Raw genomic sequence first — 22,685 nt, 5'->3', positions numbered from 1 at the left:
AGTCTTTGGACCATGATCTAACTTTTAGATTGGAATAATTGACAATAGAACCGCAACTAAAATCATCACCGCAGTTGATCCGCATGCCCATTTTAGAAATGTGCGCTGAAGATCGCCGAAATCTTCTCCAACCATACCAACTAATAAATAAGTGGACGGTACTAATGGGCTTAATAAATGAACCGGTAATCCTAATAGTGATGCTCTTCCAATCATTGCTGGATCAATTCCATACACACTTGCCGCTTTAGCAAGCAATGGTAAAACTCCATAATAAAAGGCATCATTGGACATAAAAAATGTAAATGGAGCACTAGCTATTGCTGTAATGAGGGCAAAATGGGAGCCCAAAACATCAGGAATATGAGTAATCATCGAATGTGCCATGGCATCCACCATTTTCGTCCCTGAAAGAATACCCGTAAAAATCCCTGCAGCAAATACCATGGAAACAACAGATAATGCATTATCCGCGTAGTGCATGATTCGTTCTTTTTGTTCATTTATATTTGGATAATTAAGCGTAATCGCAATGGCAAAACCTATCATAAACAATACGGTAGAAGGCAGTAATTCTTGGATTAAAGCAACTAAAAGTAGAATAGTTAATAGATAGTTTACAAGAATTAGTTTTGGACGTTTTAGATAAGCATCCTCAGAAGTAGCTGCCATCATTGACATCGTGCTATAATCTATTTCTGCAACTCCTACACGTTTGCGCTCTTTTCTACCAAGGCAATAAGCCATAAATAATACAAACAACACGCCGCCTATCATGCTTGGGATTACCGGTGTAAAGATATCCCCCATCTCAAGATGAAGTGCTGTCATTGCTCTAGCAGTTGGTCCTCCCCATGGAAGAAGGTTCATCACACCTGAAGAAGATACAGCAATTCCTGCCAGGACCAGAGGTCTCATGCCAATACGTTTATACAAAGGAAGCATTGCTGAAATGGTAATCATATATGTAGTCGTTCCATCACCATCAAGGGAAATTAATAACGCAAGGACAGCTGTTCCAATCGCTATTTTTACAGGATCCCCTTTTACGACTTTCAAGATTGTCGAGATGATCGGATCAAATACACCTGCATCTATCAAAATTCCAAAAAAGAGAATGGCAAAAAGAATCATGATTCCTGTTGGTGCTACGCTTCTTATCCCCTCAAGCGCCATTGGTCCTAATTCTTTTCCAAATCCACCTATTAATGCAAATACAACCGGCACCACCATTAAAGCGATCATAGCTGATAGACGTTTTGTCATAATAAGTATCATAAAAATAAAAATCATTAAAAATCCTAAAGTTGCCAGCATCATCTTCACCCCTTTTGTTAGTAAATTAATAATAATCTAAATATTCTAAGGTGAAAACGTTTCCAAAATAAAGTTATTATCGTACATTATTCTATATTTAGTTCATTTTGTTCACAGCTATCTTAACACGCAAAAAGGATGCCAATTAGCATCCTCACTTAACAGAATAATATTTTCTCTCTGGCCTCCCGACAATTCCATACACCACTTCCGCTTTTGCCTCTTTTATAGAGGAAAGATATTCAAGATATCTCCGTGCTGTAATTCGAGATGCACCAATTTCCTTTCCCACTTCTTCAGCAGAAAGACCCTGGTTTTTCAATTGAAGAGTGTTTTTCACCTTTTCAAGGGTAATTTCATCAATTCCTTTAGGTAATCCAGTACCCTTCCCCAACTTTTCAGTCGTATTTTTACCGAACAGAAGGTCAACATAATTCTGGTCAACCTCTTGGCCTGACGATAGAATAGAGTGTTTTTTAATAAATTCTAAGACCACTTCTTCAAATCTTTCTCTATTTACAGGTTTAATTAAATAATTTTCTACTCCGTAGCTTAAAGCTTTTTCGAGGAAAATCTTATCAGTCGCAGCTGTGACCATAATAATGCTTATCTTTGGGAAACGCTCTCGAATGATGGGAAGCAAATCAGACCCTAGCATATCTGGCATATAGACATCAAGAATATATAAGTCGGGGATTTTCTCCTTTAGCAGGTCTAGAGTTTGCTCACCATTTAATGACTTTCCCACAACCTCGATTTCCTTAAACTTATTTAAAAATTTTTCATGGATATCGGCTATTCGGAAATCATCTTCTGCAATCGCTACTTTTATCCTATTCAAGTTTTTCACTCCTCTCAATTTCCTTCGGCAGGTATACGGTAAAAATAGTTCCACTTTCCTTGGTACTCTGCACCTCAATCATACCATTCATTTCCAACACAGCATCCTCTGCATTGGATAGGCCAAATCCCCTCGGCTCAGACCCTTCTTTAGATGTAAACCCTCTTGAAAAAAGGAGTGGAATTTCCACATCAGTTATTCCTTTCCCATTATCCGAAATCTCAAATATGATATCACTGCCAATATCTGTAGCGAAGAATTTTACCGTGGGAGAATCCACACCATAAACAGCTTCAAAGGCATTGTCAATTAGGTTTCCAAGAATTACAATTAAGTTCGAAAGTTTAAAATGGGATGGCAATTCCTTTAAAAAGCTATCAGAAATGATCTCAAACTTTATTTTCTTTTCAGAAGCCTTACCCAATTTTCCTAACAGAATAGCTTGGACTTTCGTGTCTTTGATATGGTTAAAAACAATAGAATTCTGAAATTGCAACACCTGTGTTTCAGATTGGAGCATTTCAATGGCCTGTTCGGTTTCTCCTAGCTGCAGCAGTCCTAATAACACATATAACTTATTGGTATATTCATGTGTTTGCGCACGAAGATCTTCCGAATAGCTATTTACTTCTGATAGGGTGTTTAACATTTGCTCAATTTCTGTTTTATCACGAAAAGAAGCAACCACTCCACTTACGCCAGACTCTTCAAAGAGTGGAGTACAGTTGACAATAACAGTTTTATCTTTCCAGACCATTTCTTTATCAACTTGTGGGTTTCCTGATTTTAAAACTTCATATAAATAATCAGAAGGAAACAGGCCATCTACTTTTATATGACGGACTGACCCGTTTATTTGTAATAGTCTTTTAGCAGGCTGATTCATCATCGTGATGAATCCCTCTTTATTAATAGCTAAAATCCCTTCTTTCACTCCATGAAGTACAGCATTCTTTTCTTTATATAGTGCAGCAATTTCAAAAGGTTCTAGCCCCATGGTATCTTTGCGAATATTTTTTCCCAGAAGGATACTTCCAAAAAGAGAAACCAAAAATGCGAAAAGAGATACAAGAAGTACCTTGTTAAGATTATTTATAATTTGCTGATGGACATCTTCAAGCAAAAAACCTACAGAAACGATTCCGATCACTTCACCCTTTTTATTAAAAATAGGTGATTTTCCTCTTATTGAAGGCCCGAGTGAACCCTTAGCCTTAGACACATAATATTCCCCTTGCTTAATTGCCCTCTCATTATCTCCACCTTTCATTTTCTTACCAATCATCGATGGTAAAGGATGCGAAAATCTTGTCCCCTCTTTGTTTCCGATGACAACAAACTCTGCACCGGTTTCATTCCGAATCTTCTCTGCTAAAGGCTGTATTGTTTTGGATGGATCATTTGTCTGAACCGAAGAAATAATCGTGGGTATAAATGAAACCGTTCTCGAAATTTCAAGCGCCATCCTGCCCCTGTTTTCCTCTATTTGTTTACTTTCCATATAACTGAAAAATACTGTTAACAAAATGATTAAAAATAACCCTAGTAATAGAACAAGCCCAAATATTTTTATCTGTAGCGATATGTTTTTGGATTTCAGGTGGCATACCTCCTTATTGAACTGCGTGGAATCGCACAAAATTCATTATATCCTTTTAAGGCTCAGATTTCTTTGTGGAAGTTGCCGTTAGTAAAAATAAAAAAAGTACCCCTACGAAAGAGGTACATTGAGTAATTTAAACTATTTTAAAGTTGTAGCCACTGTACTTTCGGGTGATGTTACTTTGTCATAAAAATCGACGAATTTATCACGGTCGGCACTGTCACGGTAAGCCATGGCCACACGTGGATGTTCATTCAGTACACCTGAAATCATATAAGGAATGATATAGCCCCACTCCCACTTTTCACGCATTTCAAGCATATGTTTCTCAATAACTCCAAGAACTGGTTTAATCTCATAGCTTGATTTTTGGATGTAGCTAACGAGAAGTTCTGTATTACAGTTACCTGCTGCCCGTCCCATGCCATATACAGACGAATCCAAGTAGGTAACCCCATTTCTAAGTGCAGTTAATGTATTGGCAAAGGCTAACTGCATATTGTTATGTGTATGAATTCCCAGTTGTTTGTTAGGGATCATCTCTTTGAATTTCTTTACTTGATGCTCAATATCTACTGGGTCTAGACTACCAAAAGAATCAACAATATAGACCACATCAACAGGGCTTTGCTTCACCAATTCAAACGCTTTAATCAGCTGTTGTTCAGGTACACTTGATAATGCCATAATGTTAAGGGAAGTTTCATAACCCAAATCATGGAACATCTGGACAAGTTCTAAGCCCTTATCCACTTCACGGATATAGCAAGCCACACGAATCATATCTAGAACACTTTGTTCACGAGGGAGAATATCGTTGGGATCTACACGCCCAATATCTACTAGAGCTGATAGCTTGGTGAACTTTTTCACAGGGATAATTTCCTTCAAGAAGTTATCATCAAGAAATCTCCATGGATTTGGCTCGGTCGCATTAAGAAGTTTAGGAGAATTTTTGTAACCAATCTCCATGTATTCAACACCTGAAGCACTAAGACCTTCATACAAGTCTTGAACAAATTCGACACTAAAGTCCCAATTATTAACTAGCCCTCCATCTCGAATGGTACAGTCTAAAATTTTGCTACTTTGTTCCATAATCGTATTTCCCCCTGTATATTTCACTTTTTCAATATTATTTCACACTTTTATGCTTTTAAGCGCTAAAATTTCTTATTGTGTTTATATCACGGTTTGTCCAACGATGTCAACCTAATTTCCGAAAATTCGTAAAATCTTTGAATATATCAATATATTAGCCCTACTTTGATTTAAACATTTTCCCAGGATTTAATATACCAAGTGGATCAAATTGGTCTTTTATCATTTTCATTAGATGAATAGTACTAGCATGTTCTTTATATAGATAGTCAATTTTTCCAAGTCCAATTCCATGTTCGCCTGTAGCTGTCCCGCCACATTCAATCGCAAATTCTACAATTTTTTGGTTAACAGTATGTGCCATATCTGACTCAACAGGGTCCTTCGGATCAATCATAATTAATGCATGAAAGTTTCCATCTCCTACATGCCCTACGATACCGCCAATCAATCCATACTCTTCAAGTAACGAACTTGCATGAGAAATGGCATCCGGAAGCTTAGATAATGGTACACACACGTCCGTACTCATATTTTTCTTCGCTGGATAACCATGTTTAAAGGCATATGCAAGGGTATGACGTGCCTCCCACAACTTCGCTTTTTTCAGAGAGTCTGTTTCGTATTCAAATTGAGAACAACCTTCTAAGTCTGCTAATTCTTTCGCAAATTTAACATCGGCCTTTATCCCTTCTTCATTTCCGTGGAACTCCATAAATAGAGTTGGCTGCTCAGGGTATATAGTTTCGTTATGTATATTTACTTGTTTCATAGAACGAGCATCTACAAGTTCAATACGGGCTATGGGGATGCCTGATGAGACCATAGCATTCGCGGCCTTAATCGCATGATCGACAGAAGGAAAGACAGCTCTGCAAGCAAGTGTCGCTTCCGGAATTCCAAAAACTTTTAAAGTGATTTCAGTAAAAACTCCTAATGTTCCTTCTGAGCCAACAAATAAAGGTGTTAAATTATATCCTGAAGAAGATTTTGCCGCTAACCCGCCTAGGTTTACTATTTCCCCATTTGCTAAAACTACTTCAAGTCCTCTAACTACATCTTTCATGGCACCATATTTAACAGTGGTTGTACCTGAGGCATTCGTACTCGTCATCCCGCCAATCGTCGCGTCTGCACCAGGGTCAACTGGAAAGAAGAGACCATACTTTTTAAGTGCCTTATTTAATTGTTTTCGAGTCACACCTGGTTGTACCTTAATAAGAAGGTCCTTTTCCCTAACTTCAATGATATGATTCATGAATTGAAAATCCATTGAGATTCCGCCTGAAACGGGGATTGGATGTCCTTCTAGGCTGGAACCTGCCCCAAAAGGGACAACTGGTATTTTATACTTATATGCTATTTTCATAATTTCTGAAATCTCTATTTTACTTTTAGGGAAAACCACGATATCTGGTTTTACAGGTTGATGATACGATTCATCCTTGCTATGATGTTCTAAAATGGTAGGATTTTCACTTATTTGTTCATCAGGCAGAAGGTCTCTCAGAGCTTTTTTCCATTCCAAAGATTATACATCCTCTCATCGTAAGTAATTATTAATTCATTATTACTCTATTATTATCTTTTTACAAATAATTCACACAATTCTCCGCAATGTTTTTCTATTATCCAAATAGATTATGAAAAAACAGTGTTATTTTATCTTATGTTTGCTGGTCTAATTGTTTGGAGGCGACCAACTAATATAAAGGTAAATGTTAACGAATAATTTGCTATTAGACTAGTTGAAAAAGGCATTGGATTTTAAAATCCCAATGCCTGAATGTTTCCTTCTTTCATTTTAAACTGCTTTAGATAAGCTAATGTCTTGTACTTCAGTAGTTTTTCCTTTTTTCAAGCTAATCATTGCGATAAAGGAGATACAGTAGAGTAGTGCGAGATATCCCATTGCTGCCGTAACATTAGCATGCTGCAAGATATATCCTACTAATATTGGAGATAATCCTCCTAATGCTCGTCCAAAGTTAAAGATTGTGTTGGTTGCTGTGCTTCGAATTTCTACTGAATAGAAACTGCTTATTAATGCCCCATAACCCGCAAACATACCATTCGAGAAGAACCCGACGATTGCACCCCCGATTAATAGACCAGCACTCCCTGACGCATAGGCATATAAAAAGACAGCGACCGCTGATGCGAATAAGAAGACTCCATATGAGCGTTTCATCCCAAAGCGATCGATAAAGTGTCCAAAGGTTAACATTCCTGCAATCATACCAGCCGCAGTGCTAATCGTCCAAAGGGCAGAGTTTGAAACCGACAAACCTTGGGATTGTTGCAGCATAGATGGAAGCCAAATCATCAAACCATTATATCCAGCAATTTGGACAGTTGCCATGATCGCTAGAGCAATCGTTGTTACTGAGGTTCTTGGCGTCGCAAACAATTGCTTTAATTTCCATTCTCTGGGTACAAGTTGTTTTTTATTCTGGGTTTTCAACCATTCAGGTGATTCATCCAATTTCTTTCTGACGATAAAGGCGAAGATAACCGGAACCAATCCGGTGAAAAACAATCCCCTCCAGCCCCATGAAGGAAGGATGATTGCACTAAGAAGAGCAGCAAGAATCACACCGTATTGAGCACCAACGCTGACATAAGAAGAAGCTCGTCCTTGTTTATTTTTTGGCCACGCTTCCGCTACAAGCGCCATACCGATCCCGTATTCCCCTCCTGCACCTAAGCCGGCAATAAATCGAAAGATGTAAACTTGTTCAATATTTTCGGCTAAGCCGGTTAATGCGGTACCGATAGCAAATAGTAGAATTGTGTAAGTAAAGATTTTAACTCTCCCAAATTTATCTGCTAATATACCGAAAATGACTCCCCCAGCTAGCATTCCTAGATTTGTAATAGAAGAAATGAGACCGCCTGCCACCATGTCAATATGAAACTGAGCAATAATCATTGACATGGCAAAGGAGATAAACATGATATCCATGCCCTCTAATGTTAACCCTGCAACTGATGCGACTACTGTTTTTCTGCGATAATCCATTTCTGTCGTTCTCCTTTCAAGCCTCTCTGGACTATGATTAAAAGATAGTTGGCAAAAATAAAATGCCCTTTCATCCAAAGGACAAAAGGGCATTCATATACGTAACAAAGTATATATGAATTTTACTTTCGCCTTTTTGGCCTCTCTGGACCAATTTAAAGGAATTTAATTTCATCTAATAGTATCACGATAATTTTCATGTGACAATAAGAAATAACTAGTATTTTCTTTTGGAAAGAAGGTCATCACATTATTCACTTCTATTAAATGATTCACTAAGATTCTTTAACGTGTAAAGTCTGCCAGTTAACAGAAATAATTCATCGTAACTATTTTTTACGTATTCCTCAATAATTTTGAGCCCTTCTTTAAATTGATCCACTAAATAATACGTATACTTTTCATCCCAATCAAACTTATTAATTCTAAACAATTCATCTGAAAGGATCTGAAACTTATACTCTTCAATAAGAAGTTTTATTTGAAACAATTTGTCTGGTGCAAACCTGTTGCTGTTTTTATTGATATGACTTTTTTGAACATATGTTATAAACCCATTGATATTTTCAGCAAGCAAATTCGCCTTTTGCATCTCAAACTTCATAACGCACACTCCTCACTATCGAAAAAACATTATTATGAAGAGTGTATGTTTTGAGACATCAGTCTGACACCCTTTTTCTTTTTTAATGAATATAAAATGAATAAAAGAATGAACCAAACAGGTGTTAATAATAAAGCGGTACGAGTTGCTTCGGCAAATAGCATAATAATAAGAATGAGTGCAAATAACGTTAGGACGACATAATTGATAAACGGTGTGAACGGTGCTTTAAAAATCGACTTTTCATGTAAATCAGGACGTGATTTCCGGTAGCGCAAATGACAAATTAATATGATGCTCCAAACCCAAATAAAACAAATCGCACTGATCGTTGTCACGATACCAAAGGCTTGTTCTGGAATCAGTTTACTTAAAAGAGCACCGGCTGATAGAACAAGAGTGGAAATAAATAATGCGTTACTTGGTACATGGTTTTTATTTAATTTAGCAAATTTAGCAGGTCCCTGTTTATGACCACTTAAATTAAACAATATTCGGCTGGTTGAAAATAATCCGCTGTTACACGCTGAAGCAGCTGATGTCAAGACAACAAAATTAATAATTCCTGCTGCAATTGGAATACCTACTAAGCTAAACGTCTTAACAAATGGACTATTAGCTGCATTCAGTTCTGTCCAAGGATTGATACATAAAAGAATGAAAAGGGCTCCCACATAGAAAAATAGAATTCGCAACGGGATTTTATTAATGGCAGATGGAATATTTTTTCGAGGATTAGATGTTTCCGCTGCGGAGACACCCACTAATTCAACACCTACAAATGCAAAAACAACCATTTGAAAAGACAAAAAGAAACCTGATATCCCATTTGGAAAAAGACCACCGTGTCCCCAGAGATTCTTGATTGAAACTGTTCCCGAATCGGTTTGAAATCCAATAACCAATAAAATGATTCCTATTACGATTAAAGCTAGAATGGTAATTACTTTGATGATTGCAAACCAAAACTCTAACTCTCCAAATAGCTTTACGGTTAGTAAATTTAATCCCAATAATACAATTAAGCAGATTAAAGCAGGTATCCATTGCGGAATATCGAACCAATATTGCACATATACCCCCACAGCAATAATATCAGCCATGGCGGTCATGATCCAACAAAACCAATACGTCCATCCTGTCACATAACCAGCCCACGGTCCAATGTACTCTTCCGCAAAATCCGTGAATGATTGATAGCCCGCATTCGATAATAGCAGTTCCCCAAGTGCCCTCATCACAAAAAAACAAGCAATACCAACGATTAAATAAGCAAATATGATAGATGGACCTGCTAACTGGATCGCTCTTCCTGAACCAAGAAATAAACCTGTACCAATCGTACCGCCAATCGCAATGAGTTGTACATGACGATCTTTTAAATCTCGTTTTAATTCTTGCTGTGCCATTTTCATTTCCTCCTTATTTTTGTAAAGTTCATGTTGTGAATTGATGAGCAAAAGGTTAAAAACCATAAAAAAAGAGACTGGATCAGCTCCAATCTCATGGTCATAAGAATAACAAATAATATTTATCACTCTTTTATCAGAATAACAAATAAAATACGTACTCTTCTGTCCTTTTGCCTGAGATTGTGAACCCTTCGGCGCCGCAGATTTCTGCGGTCTCTCCAGAAGCTGCTCCTGCTATAGTTTGACCCATAGCAATCATAGCTTGCTTATTATTTAATTTTGAATAGAAGAACCAAAGGTTCAAAATCCCCACTAAAAATTATTCAACCATCATCAAGTCTTAAGATTTACATTATTGTTAAATAATTTTTAATTTTAGTAGTATTCAATCACTTTGTCAATACATATTTTCGGGGCCCAGATTGGAGAACAAAAAATAAACCCACCTCATTCGTGAAGGGGTTCATTTTTTTCTTAATCTCCTAGGACCAAAAAATATTGAATATGATTGGCTGAGATGGGAGTGACCGCCATAATGCGATAACCGATACTTAGTAATTGTGACAAAGTTTCTGCACAATTTTGCCGTGGCGGCTCAATTGGAGCATGGTAACTTTTATAAAGATTTAAGAATTGATTATGGTTTGTACAATGGAGCAAGATCACATGTCTACCAGTCCATGCTTGACCAATCATTGTTTGTGGTTGACCTTGAATTTCCCTTTTATTTCTCATAATGTACACCCTCGTGGATTGATACTATAGATTTTGGAAAAAACCTTGTACAATGTTCTTACCATTCCTAACACAAAACGATAATTCTATAAGGTGTGATTTGGGCGGGGATACTTTTGGTGGCTGGTCCATAAATGACAATAAGATTCCTGTTCGCGGGGTTTCTTGTAAAGGGTTGCCCATTTGTTAAAAGTATTTGGGTATATGGAGATATATTTAATCGTAACCGTCCATCACTACTCTCTAATTCACTATTAAAGTAATCAACTTTTACATTCTGATATGGGCTATCTTTAACCATGACAAGCGCTGGATATTGTGGAGGGTAAATAAGAATAGCAGGTGCATTTCCGTCATAATAACCAGTCACGCGATCTCCTATAGCCACAATTGCATGGTCAACAAAATAAGTCGTTGATGACACCACGAAATTCACAATTGCTCCCGTGCCGTTTTCTACAGATATTAATTTATTACAGCCTTCTCCTGTACCATTTTGACCTACAAGGTCAGTAATCATGGTGACAGTTCCATGAAACGAAAAAAATTTAGTCATCCATTTACCTCCTAGCTGATAAAAAATGCAGCTCGACACTAGTACGTACTGCTTAACTTTGTTCCAAAAATCTCTGTTGCCAATGATGTGGATATAAATTGAGTTCCATTCCATGTTAAAAGGTTTTCGACATAACCTAATGTATCCGCATTAGATGTACCAATAATCCGTTGAAGAACGAGTAAATCATAATTTATTCCTTTTCCATTTGTAACAATGGGATATAACGCAGTTGCTGCAAGAACCTCGCCCTGAACTGGCTGTTTTAATTTTCCATTTTCATCATAGAGCTCAGATAGATAATCATAACCTTTGTAACTAATGTCTAGGGTGAAAAGCAAATCTAACGAAGGGCTTCCTACAGTCACTTTATAAAAATCCTCATAATTGACTTTGAATCTATAACTTTTATTATATTTTTCAACATCAAACAATAGCATAGGGATATTATTTCTATAGGAGTAAATATAGAAAATACCGTATCCTCCGCTTCCCCCCGTTTCAATACTTACCAAAATATCCAATATATTATCATTAGAAAAATCCCCGAGAAAAAGCTGAGCATTATATCCAGTATTATTTTGAAGATTAATAGATGAAATCCGTTTCGAACGCCCGTCTTGAATGACGAGTGTAATTTGATCAGCAAAGACTTCAGTTTCACCGTTTTTTCTTCCATATAAATAGACGTAATCTGCTATACCGTCACCTGTAACATCACCTTTCCTCATGTCAAGCAACATAAAGTTTCCAGGATAAGTATCATTAACAAAGGTTTGTTCTTGAAATTGCCTGTACAAATAGATCCCCCCTTCAAACATTTGTATGACTTGATTTACCATATGCAGGTAAATGCCTAGATGACACCGTTTTTAGGTCCGGAAGGAGTTTTACTGAAAAATAAATACACTTATACGAAAGTACAAGTTGATAGGTAAATAACTATTGAATAACTTACGACAAATCCAATCGTTTACTTACTTTTAATAAGGCAACAGAAACTCAAAAGAGAGCGGATACTTTCCCCCTCTCTATTATTGATGCTTAGTTTTCATTCTTTTAGTCTAGGTTTAGCAGGATCACAGTTGGGTGGATCAAGTTTTGTCGATTCTGCTAACTTCATTAGATAATAACATTCTTCACGATACATATGATCCGCCATTAAGGGGGCAAAGGTACCTAATGCTTGCTTACTTAGTCTAAGTTCTTCTATTTCCTGTAGAAAGTTTTGAAATAACTTAATTTCTAATTGACTGTCTAAGTTCATTTTATCCAAAGCAGGAAAAGACGCTAAATTGGTTCTTAAATACCCTGCAAGCTCCACGGATTTTAAGTAGAAATTCTCAAAGTTCTTCAAATATGAATTACTTTTTTCTCTAAGTTTTTTTTCAACACCATCTAAATTGGTGGATATTGCTTCTGCATGCCCCGCCGCATCCAATAACCATAATAGGTGATGGTGGAGCTCGTGATACACAGGCGGGACTTCCCCAGCCTTTAAGTGCTCTAAAATTCTTAAATACTCCTCTAATTCATTTACCATATGATTTATAAAGGTAGGTGAAAGGTGAATTTTTATTTTTCCAATCAGATGTTTTCTTAATAATTCCAATTTAAATTCTCTTAATTTTATAACTTCGGATTCAGCTTCCCTGGATAATGTCCATAAATTTGCGGATTCCGTACGCTCAAGTAATGTGTCAAATTCTCTTATAAATGTTAAAGTCGTTTCAATTTCCTCTGTTTGAACGGGGGCTAACGATTCGTATATAAACCTTGAATGATCACCTAATATTTGGAGCCAGAAACGGTGTTCGAATCTAGCTGTTTTCTCAAAAACATCATTCATGTTTATTCCTCCCAAATAGTAATCCACACACTATATTAATATTATTCTTCTAACTTGCTTCTTATGAACAAAGTTAGGAAAAAGAATCAAGCATAACCCTGCCGCGAAAAGGTATAAACATCTTCTTGAAGGACTAGCATATGATTAGTAAGTAAAAAGGAGACCTATGTTTATTGACATTGGTCTCCCTTAAGTTTCATAATTTATTTGTATATTATTTTATGTCCTTCAGTAAATCCTCATAAATTTCGTTATATTCCTTAGCAGATTGCAACCAACTGTAATCTTGACCCATTGCCTTTTTTACTAAGTTAGTCCAGTATTCTTTTTGATGATAAAAATAAATGGCTCTTTTAATGGTATGGAGCATATCATGGGCGTTGAAATTCTTAAAAGTGAAGCCGTTACCATTACCAGTAAATTCATTAAAAGAATGGACGGTATCATTTAAGCCACCGGTTTCTCTGACAATGGGGATTGTTCCGTACTGTAAGGCAATAAGCTGTCCTAATCCACAGGGTTCAAACTGTGAAGGCATTAAAAATAAATCAGCCCCCGCATAAATTTGATGTGCCAGCGTTTCATTAAAGCCCAAGTATACTCGTACTTTATCCGGATACTTATGTGCCATTTGCTTTAAGAAGTTTTCATATGTAGGGTCTCCTGAACCAAGCACTATGAATTGGATATCTTCCTGAATCATATTTTGAAATACATGGAGTACTAAATCCAAGCCTTTTTGACTTGTTAAGCGTGTGACCATGGCAATGATTGGCGTACTTTCTTTTTCTGGCAGCCCAAAATATTGCTGTAATTCTTGTTTATTTTCCACTTTGCCTTCTAGGGATTCGAGGTCATAAGGTAGAGCAATATCACGATCTATTTTAGGATTATACACTGTATCATCAATTCCATTTACAATTCCAATTAGCTTATGACTATATTTTCGTAATAACCCGTCAAGTCTTTCCCCAAAATATGGATTTTGAATTTCCTCTTTATATGTGGGGCTGACAGTGGTTACAATATCAGATGCAATAATACCACCTTTCATAAAGCTAATATTCCCATAAAATTCAAGTTGTTCACTATTAAAATATTGATGGCCTAATCCTAGCTGCTCACTCATCACCTCATATGGAAAAATCCCTTGAAATTGTAAATTGTGAATCGTAAAGACTGTTTTAATATCCTTATACATTGGTATATGACGATAATTAGCATCTAGTACAAAATTTACCATTCCTGTATGCCAATCATGGCAATGGATCACATCTGGAATGAAATCGAGATGCGGAATACACTCTAGAACGGCCTTAGAGAAAAATGAGAATCGTTCACCATCATCATAATGACCATATAAGGAATCTCGAAAAAAATAATATTCGTTATCAATCAGATGATAGGTTATTCCATCATGCTCAGCAGTTAGGATACCGCAGTATTGACTGCGAAATCCTAACTGTACATTTATCGCTTGTTGAAAATGAAATAAATTTTTAAGTTTCTCAGGAATTAAACTGTAATTTGGTAAAATAACACGTACTTCAGTCACTAATTTTTTTAACGCCTTAGGAAGTGCACCCGCTACATCCGCAAGGCCCCCTGTTTTGACAAACGGAACACACTCTGATACTGCAAATAAAACTTTCACGTATTCTCAACGCCCCTTTTGGACTTTCCCTTTTTCTACTAGGTAGGGTTTCTCTCTCGTACCTACCAATTGTACACCATTATCAATCTTGACATCCTTATCCAAAATTACACTATCTAGAATACAATTCTCTCCTATTTGACACTTCTGCATAATAATAGAATTACGAATCACAGCTCCTTTTCCAACTTTAACCGAACGGAAAAGAATACTATTATCTATTTCTCCTTGAATAATACAACCATTTGCAATCATCGAGTTCGTAACCTTTGCAGCATTTTTATATTGTGTTGGCGGCTCATCCTTTACCTTCGTAAAGATTGGCTCATTCTTAGTAAAAACCTGCTTCCATACGGTTGGCTGCAGCAAATCTAAACTATTTTGATAGTAGCTTTGGAGAGAGTCAATTGTGGTAATATAGCCAGCCCATTCATACATATTAATTTTAAATTTATGACGTTTATCATGTATAACATCAAAAATCGTGTAATATCCTTGATTTTTGTATTGTTCAAACAGAGAGAGTAATAAATTCTTGTCCAAAATGTAAGTTTGCAGCGATTGTCCATTATGAAAAACTTCAGTAATATCTGCTTCATTTTCGATATGGTGATCTAATATTTTACAAAAATCAATGGATCCGATTGTATTGCAATTCGTAATTACTACGTATTTTTGTTTACTTCGTAAAAAATAAGTAATATTTTTCGCAAAATGGGCAAAGGAACCAAATCGCTCGATTCTAGAAGTGCCCTCAGGAGAAAAGACAAACAGACCATCACGCTTTCTGTCCAAGTCCCATTGTTTACCGGATCCTAAATGATCTATCAGTGAACGGACTTCTTTTCCCGTAAAAATAGCTACATTCGTAATGCCTGAGTTCACCATATTTGATAACATAAAATCGACTAATCGATATCGGCCGGCAAAGGGAAGTGATGCGAGAGACCGATGAGCAGTTAGGTTTTTAAACGTGTCAAATTCATTAGTTGCATTAATAATTCCAAGCATTGAGCACGGCATAGAATCGCCCTTCCTTTTCTGAATTTTTAACTAATCTTCCTCCGCATACAATATGACGGCATCACTGTTCTTTGAAGGGCGAATTACGGCATTGTCCTCCACTTTCATTCCTGGAGCGATAATAGCGCGCTCAATCACCGCATTTTTCCCGACTCGGGCATCTGGCATGATCACAGAGTCATGGATTACACTTCCTTCTTCCACTGTAACTCCTTGGAACAAAACGGAATGCTTAATTGTCCCTTCTACAATACAGCCTTCATTTATTAATGATTCTTCGATGTGAGCAGTCGGTGCGATATATTGTGGCGGATGGTTTGGATTAACCGAGTAGACTCTCCAATTCCGGTCATAAAGATCCAAGTTCGTTTCCTCTTTTAATAAGTCCATATTCGCCTCCCACAGGCTGCCTACAGTCCCAACATCCTTCCAGTAACCTTTGAATGGATAAGCCACAACCTTTTTCTTTTCTTCGAGTAGTAGTGGAATTATATCCTTGCCAAAATCATTGGATGATTCAGGGTTTTTATCATCCATTTCTAAAAAGGTTTTTAAAACCGGCCATTTAAAAATGTATATTCCCATCGATGCTAAGTTACTTTTTGGATCTTTCGGTTTTTCCTCAAACTCAATAATGTCTAAATCCACATTTGTATTCATAATCCCAAAACGGCTTGCTTCCTCCCAAGGCACCTCAATGACAGAGATGGAAACATCTGCCTCCTTATCAATATGATAATCGAGCATTTTAGAATAATCCATTTTATAAATATGGTCTCCAGACAGAATGAGGACGTATTCTGGATTGTATTGTTTTAAATAATTTATATTCTGATAAATCGCGTTCGCCGTACCTTTATACCACCTAAGACCTGCCGTCTCCGAATAGGGAGGCAAAACGGTAACGCCGCCACTAATTCTATCTAAATCCCAGGCGTTTCCAATTCCAATATAAGTATGCAATACAAGGGGCAGATACTGAGTCAATACTCCAACCGTATCAATTCCTGAGTTTGTGCAGTTACTTAATGGAAAGTCAATAATTCGATATTTCCCTCCAAATGAAACCGCCGGCTTTGCTTTATCTCTTGTTAGTGCACTCAATCGGCTACCTTGACCGCCTGCTAGCAGCATGGCTACGCACTGTTTTTTCTTTCCCATATCTTTTACTCCCCTTTCTTGTTTTCACTGGTCGTAAGATGGATATACCGAAAGGCGGGATAGTCATTTCTAGATGACTTGTCTGGTTATGAAACGCTTTATCAACGGATTTGATCTTCTTTTTATTTATTTGCCCAGAGCCACCAAAGGAAACCGCATCACTATTAAAAATTTCATGGTAATAGGTGTAGGATGGAACCCCAACTTTAAAATTTTCATATACGATTTCGGTAAAATTACAAACGATAATAAGAAGATCACTTTCTTTTTTTCCTTTTCTTATAAAAGAGAAAATACTTTGATCTTTGTTATTAGCATCAATCCACTCAAATCCTTCATTTGAATGATCTAGCTCCCACAATGCTTTCGTACGTTTGTAGAACTGCATCAATTCTTTAAAGTAATGATGTAAAACGCGGTGCATCTCAAATTCGTCTAATTCCCAATCTAAATCCTCTAAATCCTTCCATTCATCAAACTGACCAAATTCTCCACCCATAAATAGGAGCTTTTTACCGGGGTGCGCCATTAGAAACCCATATAATAAGCGTAGTTGGGCAAATTTCCGCCAATAATCGCCCGGCATTTTATTTAAAAGTGATTTTTTACCGTGTACAACTTCATCATGTGAGAAAGGTAGGACGAAGTTTTCAGAGTAAGCATACATAATGGAGAAAGTTACTTTATCATGCAAATACTTTCTATCCCGAGGTTCCGCCTCCATATATTTCAAAATATCATTCATCCAACCCATATTCCATTTATAGTTAAAGCCTAAACCACCTTCATAAGTAGGTCCTGTAACAAGCGGCCAATCTGTCGAATCTTCTGCAATCATTAAGACTGTAGGATCTGTCTCAAAAACTACTTCATTCAGACTTTGTAAAAAGGAAACAGCGTATTCATTTTTTTGAAATATACCCCCAGCATTCCAGTACAGCATATTGGCAACCGCATCCACACGAAATCCATCAACGTGGTAGTATTTCATCCAAAATAAGGCGTTAGAAATTAAAAAGCTTTTTACTTCACCTTTCCCCAAATCAAAATTTGCTGTTCCCCACACCTCATTCTCTCGGACAAATACATCTTTATATTCATAGGCAGGCCGGCCATCAAACATATATAAACCATGGGCATCCTTACAGAAATGTCCAGGAACCCAATCAAGAATAACACCGATACCATTTTGATGGCATTGGTCGATAAAATACATTAAATCGTGTGGATTGCCATATCGACTTGTCGAAGAAAAGTATCCTGTTCCTTGATATCCCCATGAACGATCATACGGATGTTCAACGAGAGGCATCATTTCAATATGTGTAAAATGATGCTCTAGTACGTATGGAATCAGTTCATCAGCTAACTCGCTATATGTATAAAATGTTTCCTTATCCTTTTTCCTCCAAGAACCTAAATGAACCTCGTAAATGGCAAGTGGTTCTTCGTAAACACTTTTCTTTCTTTTATTTTCGAACCATTTTTGATCTTTCCAATTATATCCTTCAATATTATAAATAACAGAAGCAGTATGAGGCCTGAGCTCTGAATAAAATGCATAGGGATCTGCTTTTAAGAACGTATTTCCGGCGGCTGTATAAATTTGATACTTATAGATTTCATCTTCTAGGAGGCCTGGTATAAATATGGACCATATTCCTTCGTTATTGAGCTTAGACATTCCATGATTGCTGCCATCCCATTTATTGAAGTTTCCGACCACTTTAACTTCAATAGCATGAGGAGCCCAAACAGTGAAGCGAGTACCCTTTACCCCTTTTTGCGTTTCAAGATGAGCACCAAATACTTTGTAGCTTTCATACAAACTTCCTTCATGAAAAAGGTGTACTTCATAATCTGTAGGATTTGTTACATTCACATTTTCACCTCTTTCTTTCAATGTTTTGGCTCTCTTGTAGTTTTTCATAAATGAAGTGTTTAATGCATAACAAATAGAGTTTGCAAGAAGATGAAAACGACTCCGAAAAATCAGAGTCGCCTATATTAATTATCAGTATTTTTCAAGAAATAATTTATTACTTTTCTATACCGCCAAATATCTTTAGTATCAACTGGGAATTCCTTTATATCCCAATACGTTTGGTATTTCCTATGCGCAGTCAGTGTACCATCAGGATATTGCATAAAGGTAAGTACTCCATTATTTTCTTCATCTTCTATGGCGATGTAGTGTTTAGAACCATCCCAGCTCGCCAAATCACCAAATCTCTCACAAAACTGCTCCACATTTGCTTTGCTTCGAATAATCATAACATTCCCTCCCGCCTCATTTTAATTTGATAGTATTATAACATACTAGAATGGTATTGCATTATTACAAGAGTTATAAAAGTCATAAAAATTCGCAATATTCATTAGATTTAATCATAGAAATAGTACAGAAGTATTAATTCGTTCCGTTCAAGCTCCAGGAGGGGAAATGAGCATGGTATTGGCAAGTAAACAGACAGAGTCAATTCAAACCATTAATGTGGTACTTGAGGCGATGAAAACCCACACCATATTAAAACTAACAATAAAAAAATCCCCAGCTAGATAGATATGAATATCTAACGCTAGGGGATTTTTTATATTATTAAAATCGTCTTTTTCGATTACGTAAGAACGCTGGAATATCTAGAGATTCTTCTGGCTGTTCTGGGTGTCTGTCATAATCTTGCATTGGTTCACTTCGGTGGATTGGATTACGTTGTACTCGTTGCTCCCTTTGATATGGATTGGGTATTTCTTCAATTGACGGCTGGGTAGCTGTTGGAATTATTATATCTTCTTTCTCAGTGAAACCAGTGGCAATAACCGTCACAATAATCTCTTCTACTAAGTTCTCGTTTATAACTGAACCAAAAATCATATTTAATTCTTCATGAGAAGCAGAAGCAACGATATCTGCTGCCTCCTGTACTTCAAACAGACTTAAATTATTCCCCCCAGTTATGTTCATGATTACACCATGAGCACCATTAATAGAAGTTTCAAGTAATGGACTATTTAAAGCTTTCTGTGCAGCCTCAACAGCACGATCTTTACCTTTGGCAATCCCAATTCCCATTAACGCAGTTCCCTTATGGGACATAACCGTCTTCACGTCAGCAAAATCCAGATTGATTAAACCTGGTACAGCAATTAAATCGGAAATTCCTTGAACACCCTGACGTAGTACATTATCCGCTTCACGGAAAGCTTCAATCATCGGTGTCTTTTTATCTACTATCTCTAATAAGCGATCGTTAGGGATAATAATCAAGGTGTCTACCGCTTCCCTCATACCGCTAATTCCATTTTCTGCGTTAGTTGCACGCTTTTTGCCTTCAAATTTAAACGGACGTGTTACAACCCCAATTGTCAGGGCACCAAGATTTCGGGCAATTTCAGCAATGGCAGGCGCTGCGCCTGTTCCTGTTCCACCTCCCATTCCTGCTGTAACAAAAACCATATCTGCGCCTTCCAACACTTCCTTGATTTGCTGTTTACTTTCTTCCACAGCTCTTCTGCCTATTTCCGGATTTGCTCCTGCTCCCAAACCCCTTGTCAATGCTGTACCGATTTGCATTGTGACGGCTGCCTTTGATTGATGAAGAGCTTGTGCATCGGTATTAACGGCAATAAATTCTACACCCTCAACGCCTTCTTCAATCATACGATTCACGGCGTTATTTCCCCCGCCGCCTACACCGATGACTTTAATCGTGGCGAGTTGGTCCATAGATGTATCAAATTCTAACATGTTCATTTCTCCTCTATAGTAATTTAGGTGGCAGGATTTTTCCTGATGCTTTCCAATAATCGCAGACCAAAAATTTTTTTCCAGATCGAAAAAAAAGGCGGCATTTTTGATTTAGTTGTAGTCTACTTAACTATAAATATATTGTCCAGTTAAGATACACCTATTTATCTGATAAAAAAATAGTAAAAAAAACTCACCTTCAATTACTGAAACTGTCTTCTCTTTTTTATTATTTGGCTGTGTTAAACAAGTCTTTTGATTTCCGTTCCAGGCACTTCGCTTTCCGCGGGCGTGCCGGGGAGCCTCCTCGTCGCTTTGCTCCTGCGGGGTCTCCCCTGCCCCGTACTCCCGCAGGAGTCTTCGTGCCTGGAACGAAGAGAAACAGAGTGTTAATATCAACATTAATCTTTAACACAGCCTATTATTTAAAAGTAAAAAAAGGGAAACCAGTGTGGTTTATTCACATTGGTTTCCCTTTTCATTCATACCTTTAAGCGATTATTATAATGAGTAAGTCTGTCTAAATCCGCAGTCATTCTACGACACCTAATATAGTCCTTTTTACGGCGTTTTTCGACTCTCATTCTCACTGTATGATCTCTACTGTAGTCTTCATAACCTACTCCATGGGCACTACGCATCGCTTTTTCCATTTCGCTCGTATAACTTAATTGTAAATGATTAATAACAAAATCATTCCTTTCAGTTTTTTTCACTTGGCGAATTGTTCTTTAATGTAGGTTTCATCTTATCATTGAATGCTGGGTCACACAAAGTCGAAAAAACGGTGTATTTTGCTGTATTAAGGAATGTCATCCAAACTCGAGAATATATCTCAGACATTCTAACTTTTTTAGCCATATCCTTCCATATAATGCTTAACCTATAATTCCCATTACTGATTATCAGTGACTGAGTTGACCATCAAATAAAGAAAACATCTATATAGTTCAGAAGATTGATTTTCTAACAAATAAAAGGAAATTCTCAATGAATTATAGAAATGTTAAATTGGAGGTGCAGTGTTATGACGATCATATATACACCTAGTGACGTACAGGAATTGCTTGGAATTGATGCAATTACATTACGGAAGTATGCTACCCACTTGGAAGGTCATGGGTATCTCGTTCAGCGTAATAGTAGAGGACATAGAACATATTTTGATAAGGATGTTCTCACCCTCCGCAAAATAATCGAATTCACTAAACAAGAGGGTATGACGATGGACCGTTCTGTCGAAGCAGTACTGGCATTGGCCTATGAAGAAAATAATTCGGTAACCTTTAAGGAAGAAGTGCCCATACAGACAATTAATGATGGCGATGCTGAGCAGAATACTAATACTAATACTAATGAGCTATTGAATCGTATAGAACATTTGGAGGAAATAAACGTAGAATTAATCAAACTTTTGAAGGAGAAGGCAGTACGGGAAGCTAAGCAAGAAGAGAAAATTAATCAAATATGGAAGTATGTAGACCGGATGGAGCACCAGGAGAAGGAACGCGGGCTAATGATTGATGAAGAAACAAGAAAGCAAATCGCAGCCGCAGAGCAAAAGAAATGGTGGCAGTGGTGGAAATGAGAAGAGCCGTGCTAAAGATAAGCATGGCTTCTTTTTACAAGTATATGTCAGCAATGAAAAATTTTTTCATCTCGGGCATTAGTCGCCTCCACTTGTTACCGGTGTTGTTGATTTCTTGTTTGCACTAGCCGGCTCCGGCATTTTGACCTTCCCACCTGGCTCATACACAGTCACTACACTTATAAAAATAACAACAATCCCCCAAATTAATCCTTTACTACCTAATACCTTTTTCCTTGATTCAAGAGCTAATGGTATGATGATAATACCGAACGGCTGATACTCTCATTTGCATACAATCCTTTGTAAAAATCATTTAATCCTATCAATAGCGAAATGAAAAATTTGAACACGCACTTCTTCATTACATAGTGAAAAAAACTATACTGTAAAATTTATTTAGTTTCCCCTACCTTATTTTATTAGGAAAAAATTATCTTTTCTTTTCCATACTAAAAAGAAGAATTACTA

Annotated in this window: 21 protein-coding genes and 1 riboswitch; of the genes, 1 reads left to right on the top strand and 20 read right to left on the bottom strand. The window is 37.0% G+C overall.

Annotation, left to right across the window (positions count from 1 at the left end; translation table 11 throughout):
* Window positions 1-24: 24 nt before the first annotated feature.
* The 20 genes from ACE198_RS15880 to ACE198_RS28035 form a co-directional block, all read right to left on the bottom strand.
* Window positions 25-1,317 carry a CitMHS family transporter gene (locus ACE198_RS15880; protein ID WP_251463452.1) on the bottom strand — a complete coding sequence of 431 codons (1,293 nt, stop codon included), beginning with the start codon at window positions 1,315-1,317 and terminating at the stop codon, window positions 25-27.
* Window positions 1,318-1,471: 154 nt separating this feature from the next.
* Window positions 1,472-2,158 (bottom strand): response regulator, encoded by a 687-nt coding sequence (locus ACE198_RS15875; RefSeq protein WP_375376194.1) that lies wholly within the window; start codon window positions 2,156-2,158, stop codon window positions 1,472-1,474.
* A complete protein-coding gene (locus ACE198_RS15870) occupies window positions 2,151-3,797 on the bottom strand; it encodes an ATP-binding protein (RefSeq protein ID WP_311315861.1) in 1,647 nt (548 codons plus the stop codon). Before ACE198_RS15870 ends, ACE198_RS15875 begins: the two co-directional genes overlap by 8 nt.
* Before the next feature lie 102 nt (window positions 3,798-3,899).
* Window positions 3,900-4,859: an aldolase catalytic domain-containing protein gene (locus ACE198_RS15865; protein WP_098575207.1), complete on the bottom strand. Its 960-nt coding sequence runs from the start codon at window positions 4,857-4,859 to the stop codon at window positions 3,900-3,902.
* A gap of 163 nt (window positions 4,860-5,022) precedes the next feature.
* Complete coding sequence (locus ACE198_RS15860; protein WP_251463438.1) at window positions 5,023-6,390, bottom strand: FAD-binding oxidoreductase; 1,368 nt, start codon at window positions 6,388-6,390, stop codon at window positions 5,023-5,025.
* A gap of 276 nt (window positions 6,391-6,666) precedes the next feature.
* On the bottom strand, window positions 6,667-7,884 hold the full coding sequence (locus ACE198_RS15855) for an MFS transporter (RefSeq protein ID WP_251463437.1): 1,218 nt from the start codon (window positions 7,882-7,884) through the stop codon (window positions 6,667-6,669).
* A 250-nt stretch (window positions 7,885-8,134) separates the two neighbouring features.
* Window positions 8,135-8,488: a hypothetical protein gene (locus ACE198_RS15850; protein ID WP_251463436.1), complete on the bottom strand. Its 354-nt coding sequence runs from the start codon at window positions 8,486-8,488 to the stop codon at window positions 8,135-8,137.
* Between the two features lie 32 nt (window positions 8,489-8,520).
* Window positions 8,521-9,897, bottom strand: coding sequence for an amino acid permease (locus tag ACE198_RS15845; RefSeq protein WP_251463435.1), 1,377 nt, complete (start codon window positions 9,895-9,897; stop codon window positions 8,521-8,523).
* 155 nt (window positions 9,898-10,052) lie between these two features.
* A riboswitch (glycine riboswitch) is annotated at window positions 10,053-10,132 on the bottom strand.
* A gap of 242 nt (window positions 10,133-10,374) precedes the next feature.
* Window positions 10,375-10,635 carry a hypothetical protein gene (locus ACE198_RS15840; RefSeq protein ID WP_251463434.1) on the bottom strand — a complete coding sequence of 87 codons (261 nt, stop codon included), beginning with the start codon at window positions 10,633-10,635 and terminating at the stop codon, window positions 10,375-10,377.
* A 67-nt stretch (window positions 10,636-10,702) separates the two neighbouring features.
* A complete protein-coding gene (locus tag ACE198_RS15835) occupies window positions 10,703-11,191 on the bottom strand; it encodes a hypothetical protein (protein ID WP_251463433.1) in 489 nt (162 codons plus the stop codon).
* A 38-nt stretch (window positions 11,192-11,229) separates the two neighbouring features.
* Window positions 11,230-11,991 (bottom strand): VCBS repeat-containing protein, encoded by a 762-nt coding sequence (locus ACE198_RS15830; protein WP_251463432.1) that lies wholly within the window; start codon window positions 11,989-11,991, stop codon window positions 11,230-11,232.
* Window positions 11,992-12,242: 251 nt separating this feature from the next.
* Window positions 12,243-13,040 (bottom strand): DUF2935 domain-containing protein, encoded by a 798-nt coding sequence (locus ACE198_RS15825; RefSeq protein ID WP_251463431.1) that lies wholly within the window; start codon window positions 13,038-13,040, stop codon window positions 12,243-12,245.
* Window positions 13,041-13,254: 214 nt separating this feature from the next.
* On the bottom strand, window positions 13,255-14,694 hold the full coding sequence (gene glgA, locus ACE198_RS15820; RefSeq protein WP_375376193.1) for a glycogen synthase GlgA: 1,440 nt from the start codon (window positions 14,692-14,694) through the stop codon (window positions 13,255-13,257).
* A 6-nt stretch (window positions 14,695-14,700) separates the two neighbouring features.
* Window positions 14,701-15,717, bottom strand: coding sequence for a GlgC family sugar phosphate nucleotidyltransferase (locus ACE198_RS15815; protein WP_098575198.1), 1,017 nt, complete (start codon window positions 15,715-15,717; stop codon window positions 14,701-14,703).
* Between the two features lie 30 nt (window positions 15,718-15,747).
* Window positions 15,748-16,878 carry a glucose-1-phosphate adenylyltransferase gene (locus ACE198_RS15810; protein WP_251463429.1) on the bottom strand — a complete coding sequence of 377 codons (1,131 nt, stop codon included), beginning with the start codon at window positions 16,876-16,878 and terminating at the stop codon, window positions 15,748-15,750.
* On the bottom strand, window positions 16,826-18,760 hold the full coding sequence (gene glgB / locus ACE198_RS15805; protein ID WP_375376192.1) for a 1,4-alpha-glucan branching enzyme: 1,935 nt from the start codon (window positions 18,758-18,760) through the stop codon (window positions 16,826-16,828). The genes ACE198_RS15810 and glgB overlap by 53 nt, the downstream gene beginning before the upstream one ends.
* Window positions 18,761-18,885: 125 nt before the next feature.
* A complete protein-coding gene (locus ACE198_RS15800; protein WP_098575195.1) occupies window positions 18,886-19,152 on the bottom strand; it encodes a hypothetical protein in 267 nt (88 codons plus the stop codon).
* Between the two features lie 325 nt (window positions 19,153-19,477).
* Window positions 19,478-20,626: a cell division protein FtsZ gene (ftsZ, locus tag ACE198_RS15795; protein WP_375376191.1), complete on the bottom strand. Its 1,149-nt coding sequence runs from the start codon at window positions 20,624-20,626 to the stop codon at window positions 19,478-19,480.
* 229 nt (window positions 20,627-20,855) lie between these two features.
* The gene (locus ACE198_RS15790) at window positions 20,856-21,041 is read right to left on the bottom strand and encodes a hypothetical protein (protein ID WP_375376190.1); all 186 of its coding nucleotides are present in this window, start codon (window positions 21,039-21,041) and stop codon (window positions 20,856-20,858) included.
* 67 nt (window positions 21,042-21,108) lie between these two features.
* On the bottom strand, window positions 21,109-21,267 hold the full coding sequence (locus ACE198_RS28035; protein ID WP_483870334.1) for a YuzK family famiily protein: 159 nt from the start codon (window positions 21,265-21,267) through the stop codon (window positions 21,109-21,111).
* A gap of 386 nt (window positions 21,268-21,653) precedes the next feature.
* Here ACE198_RS28035 and ACE198_RS15785 point away from each other — a divergent pair, with 386 nt between their 5' ends.
* Entirely contained in the window at window positions 21,654-22,214 is a 561-nt protein-coding gene (locus ACE198_RS15785) for a MerR family transcriptional regulator (RefSeq protein ID WP_375376189.1), read from the top strand.
* The last annotated feature ends 471 nt before the right edge of the window (window positions 22,215-22,685 follow it).

Origin of the sequence: Neobacillus sp. KR4-4 (assembly GCF_042136325.1) — a bacterium.
Lineage (GTDB): Bacteria > Bacillota > Bacilli > Bacillales > Cytobacillaceae > Neobacillus.
This window is presented reverse-complemented; position numbering and strand designations above follow the sequence as displayed.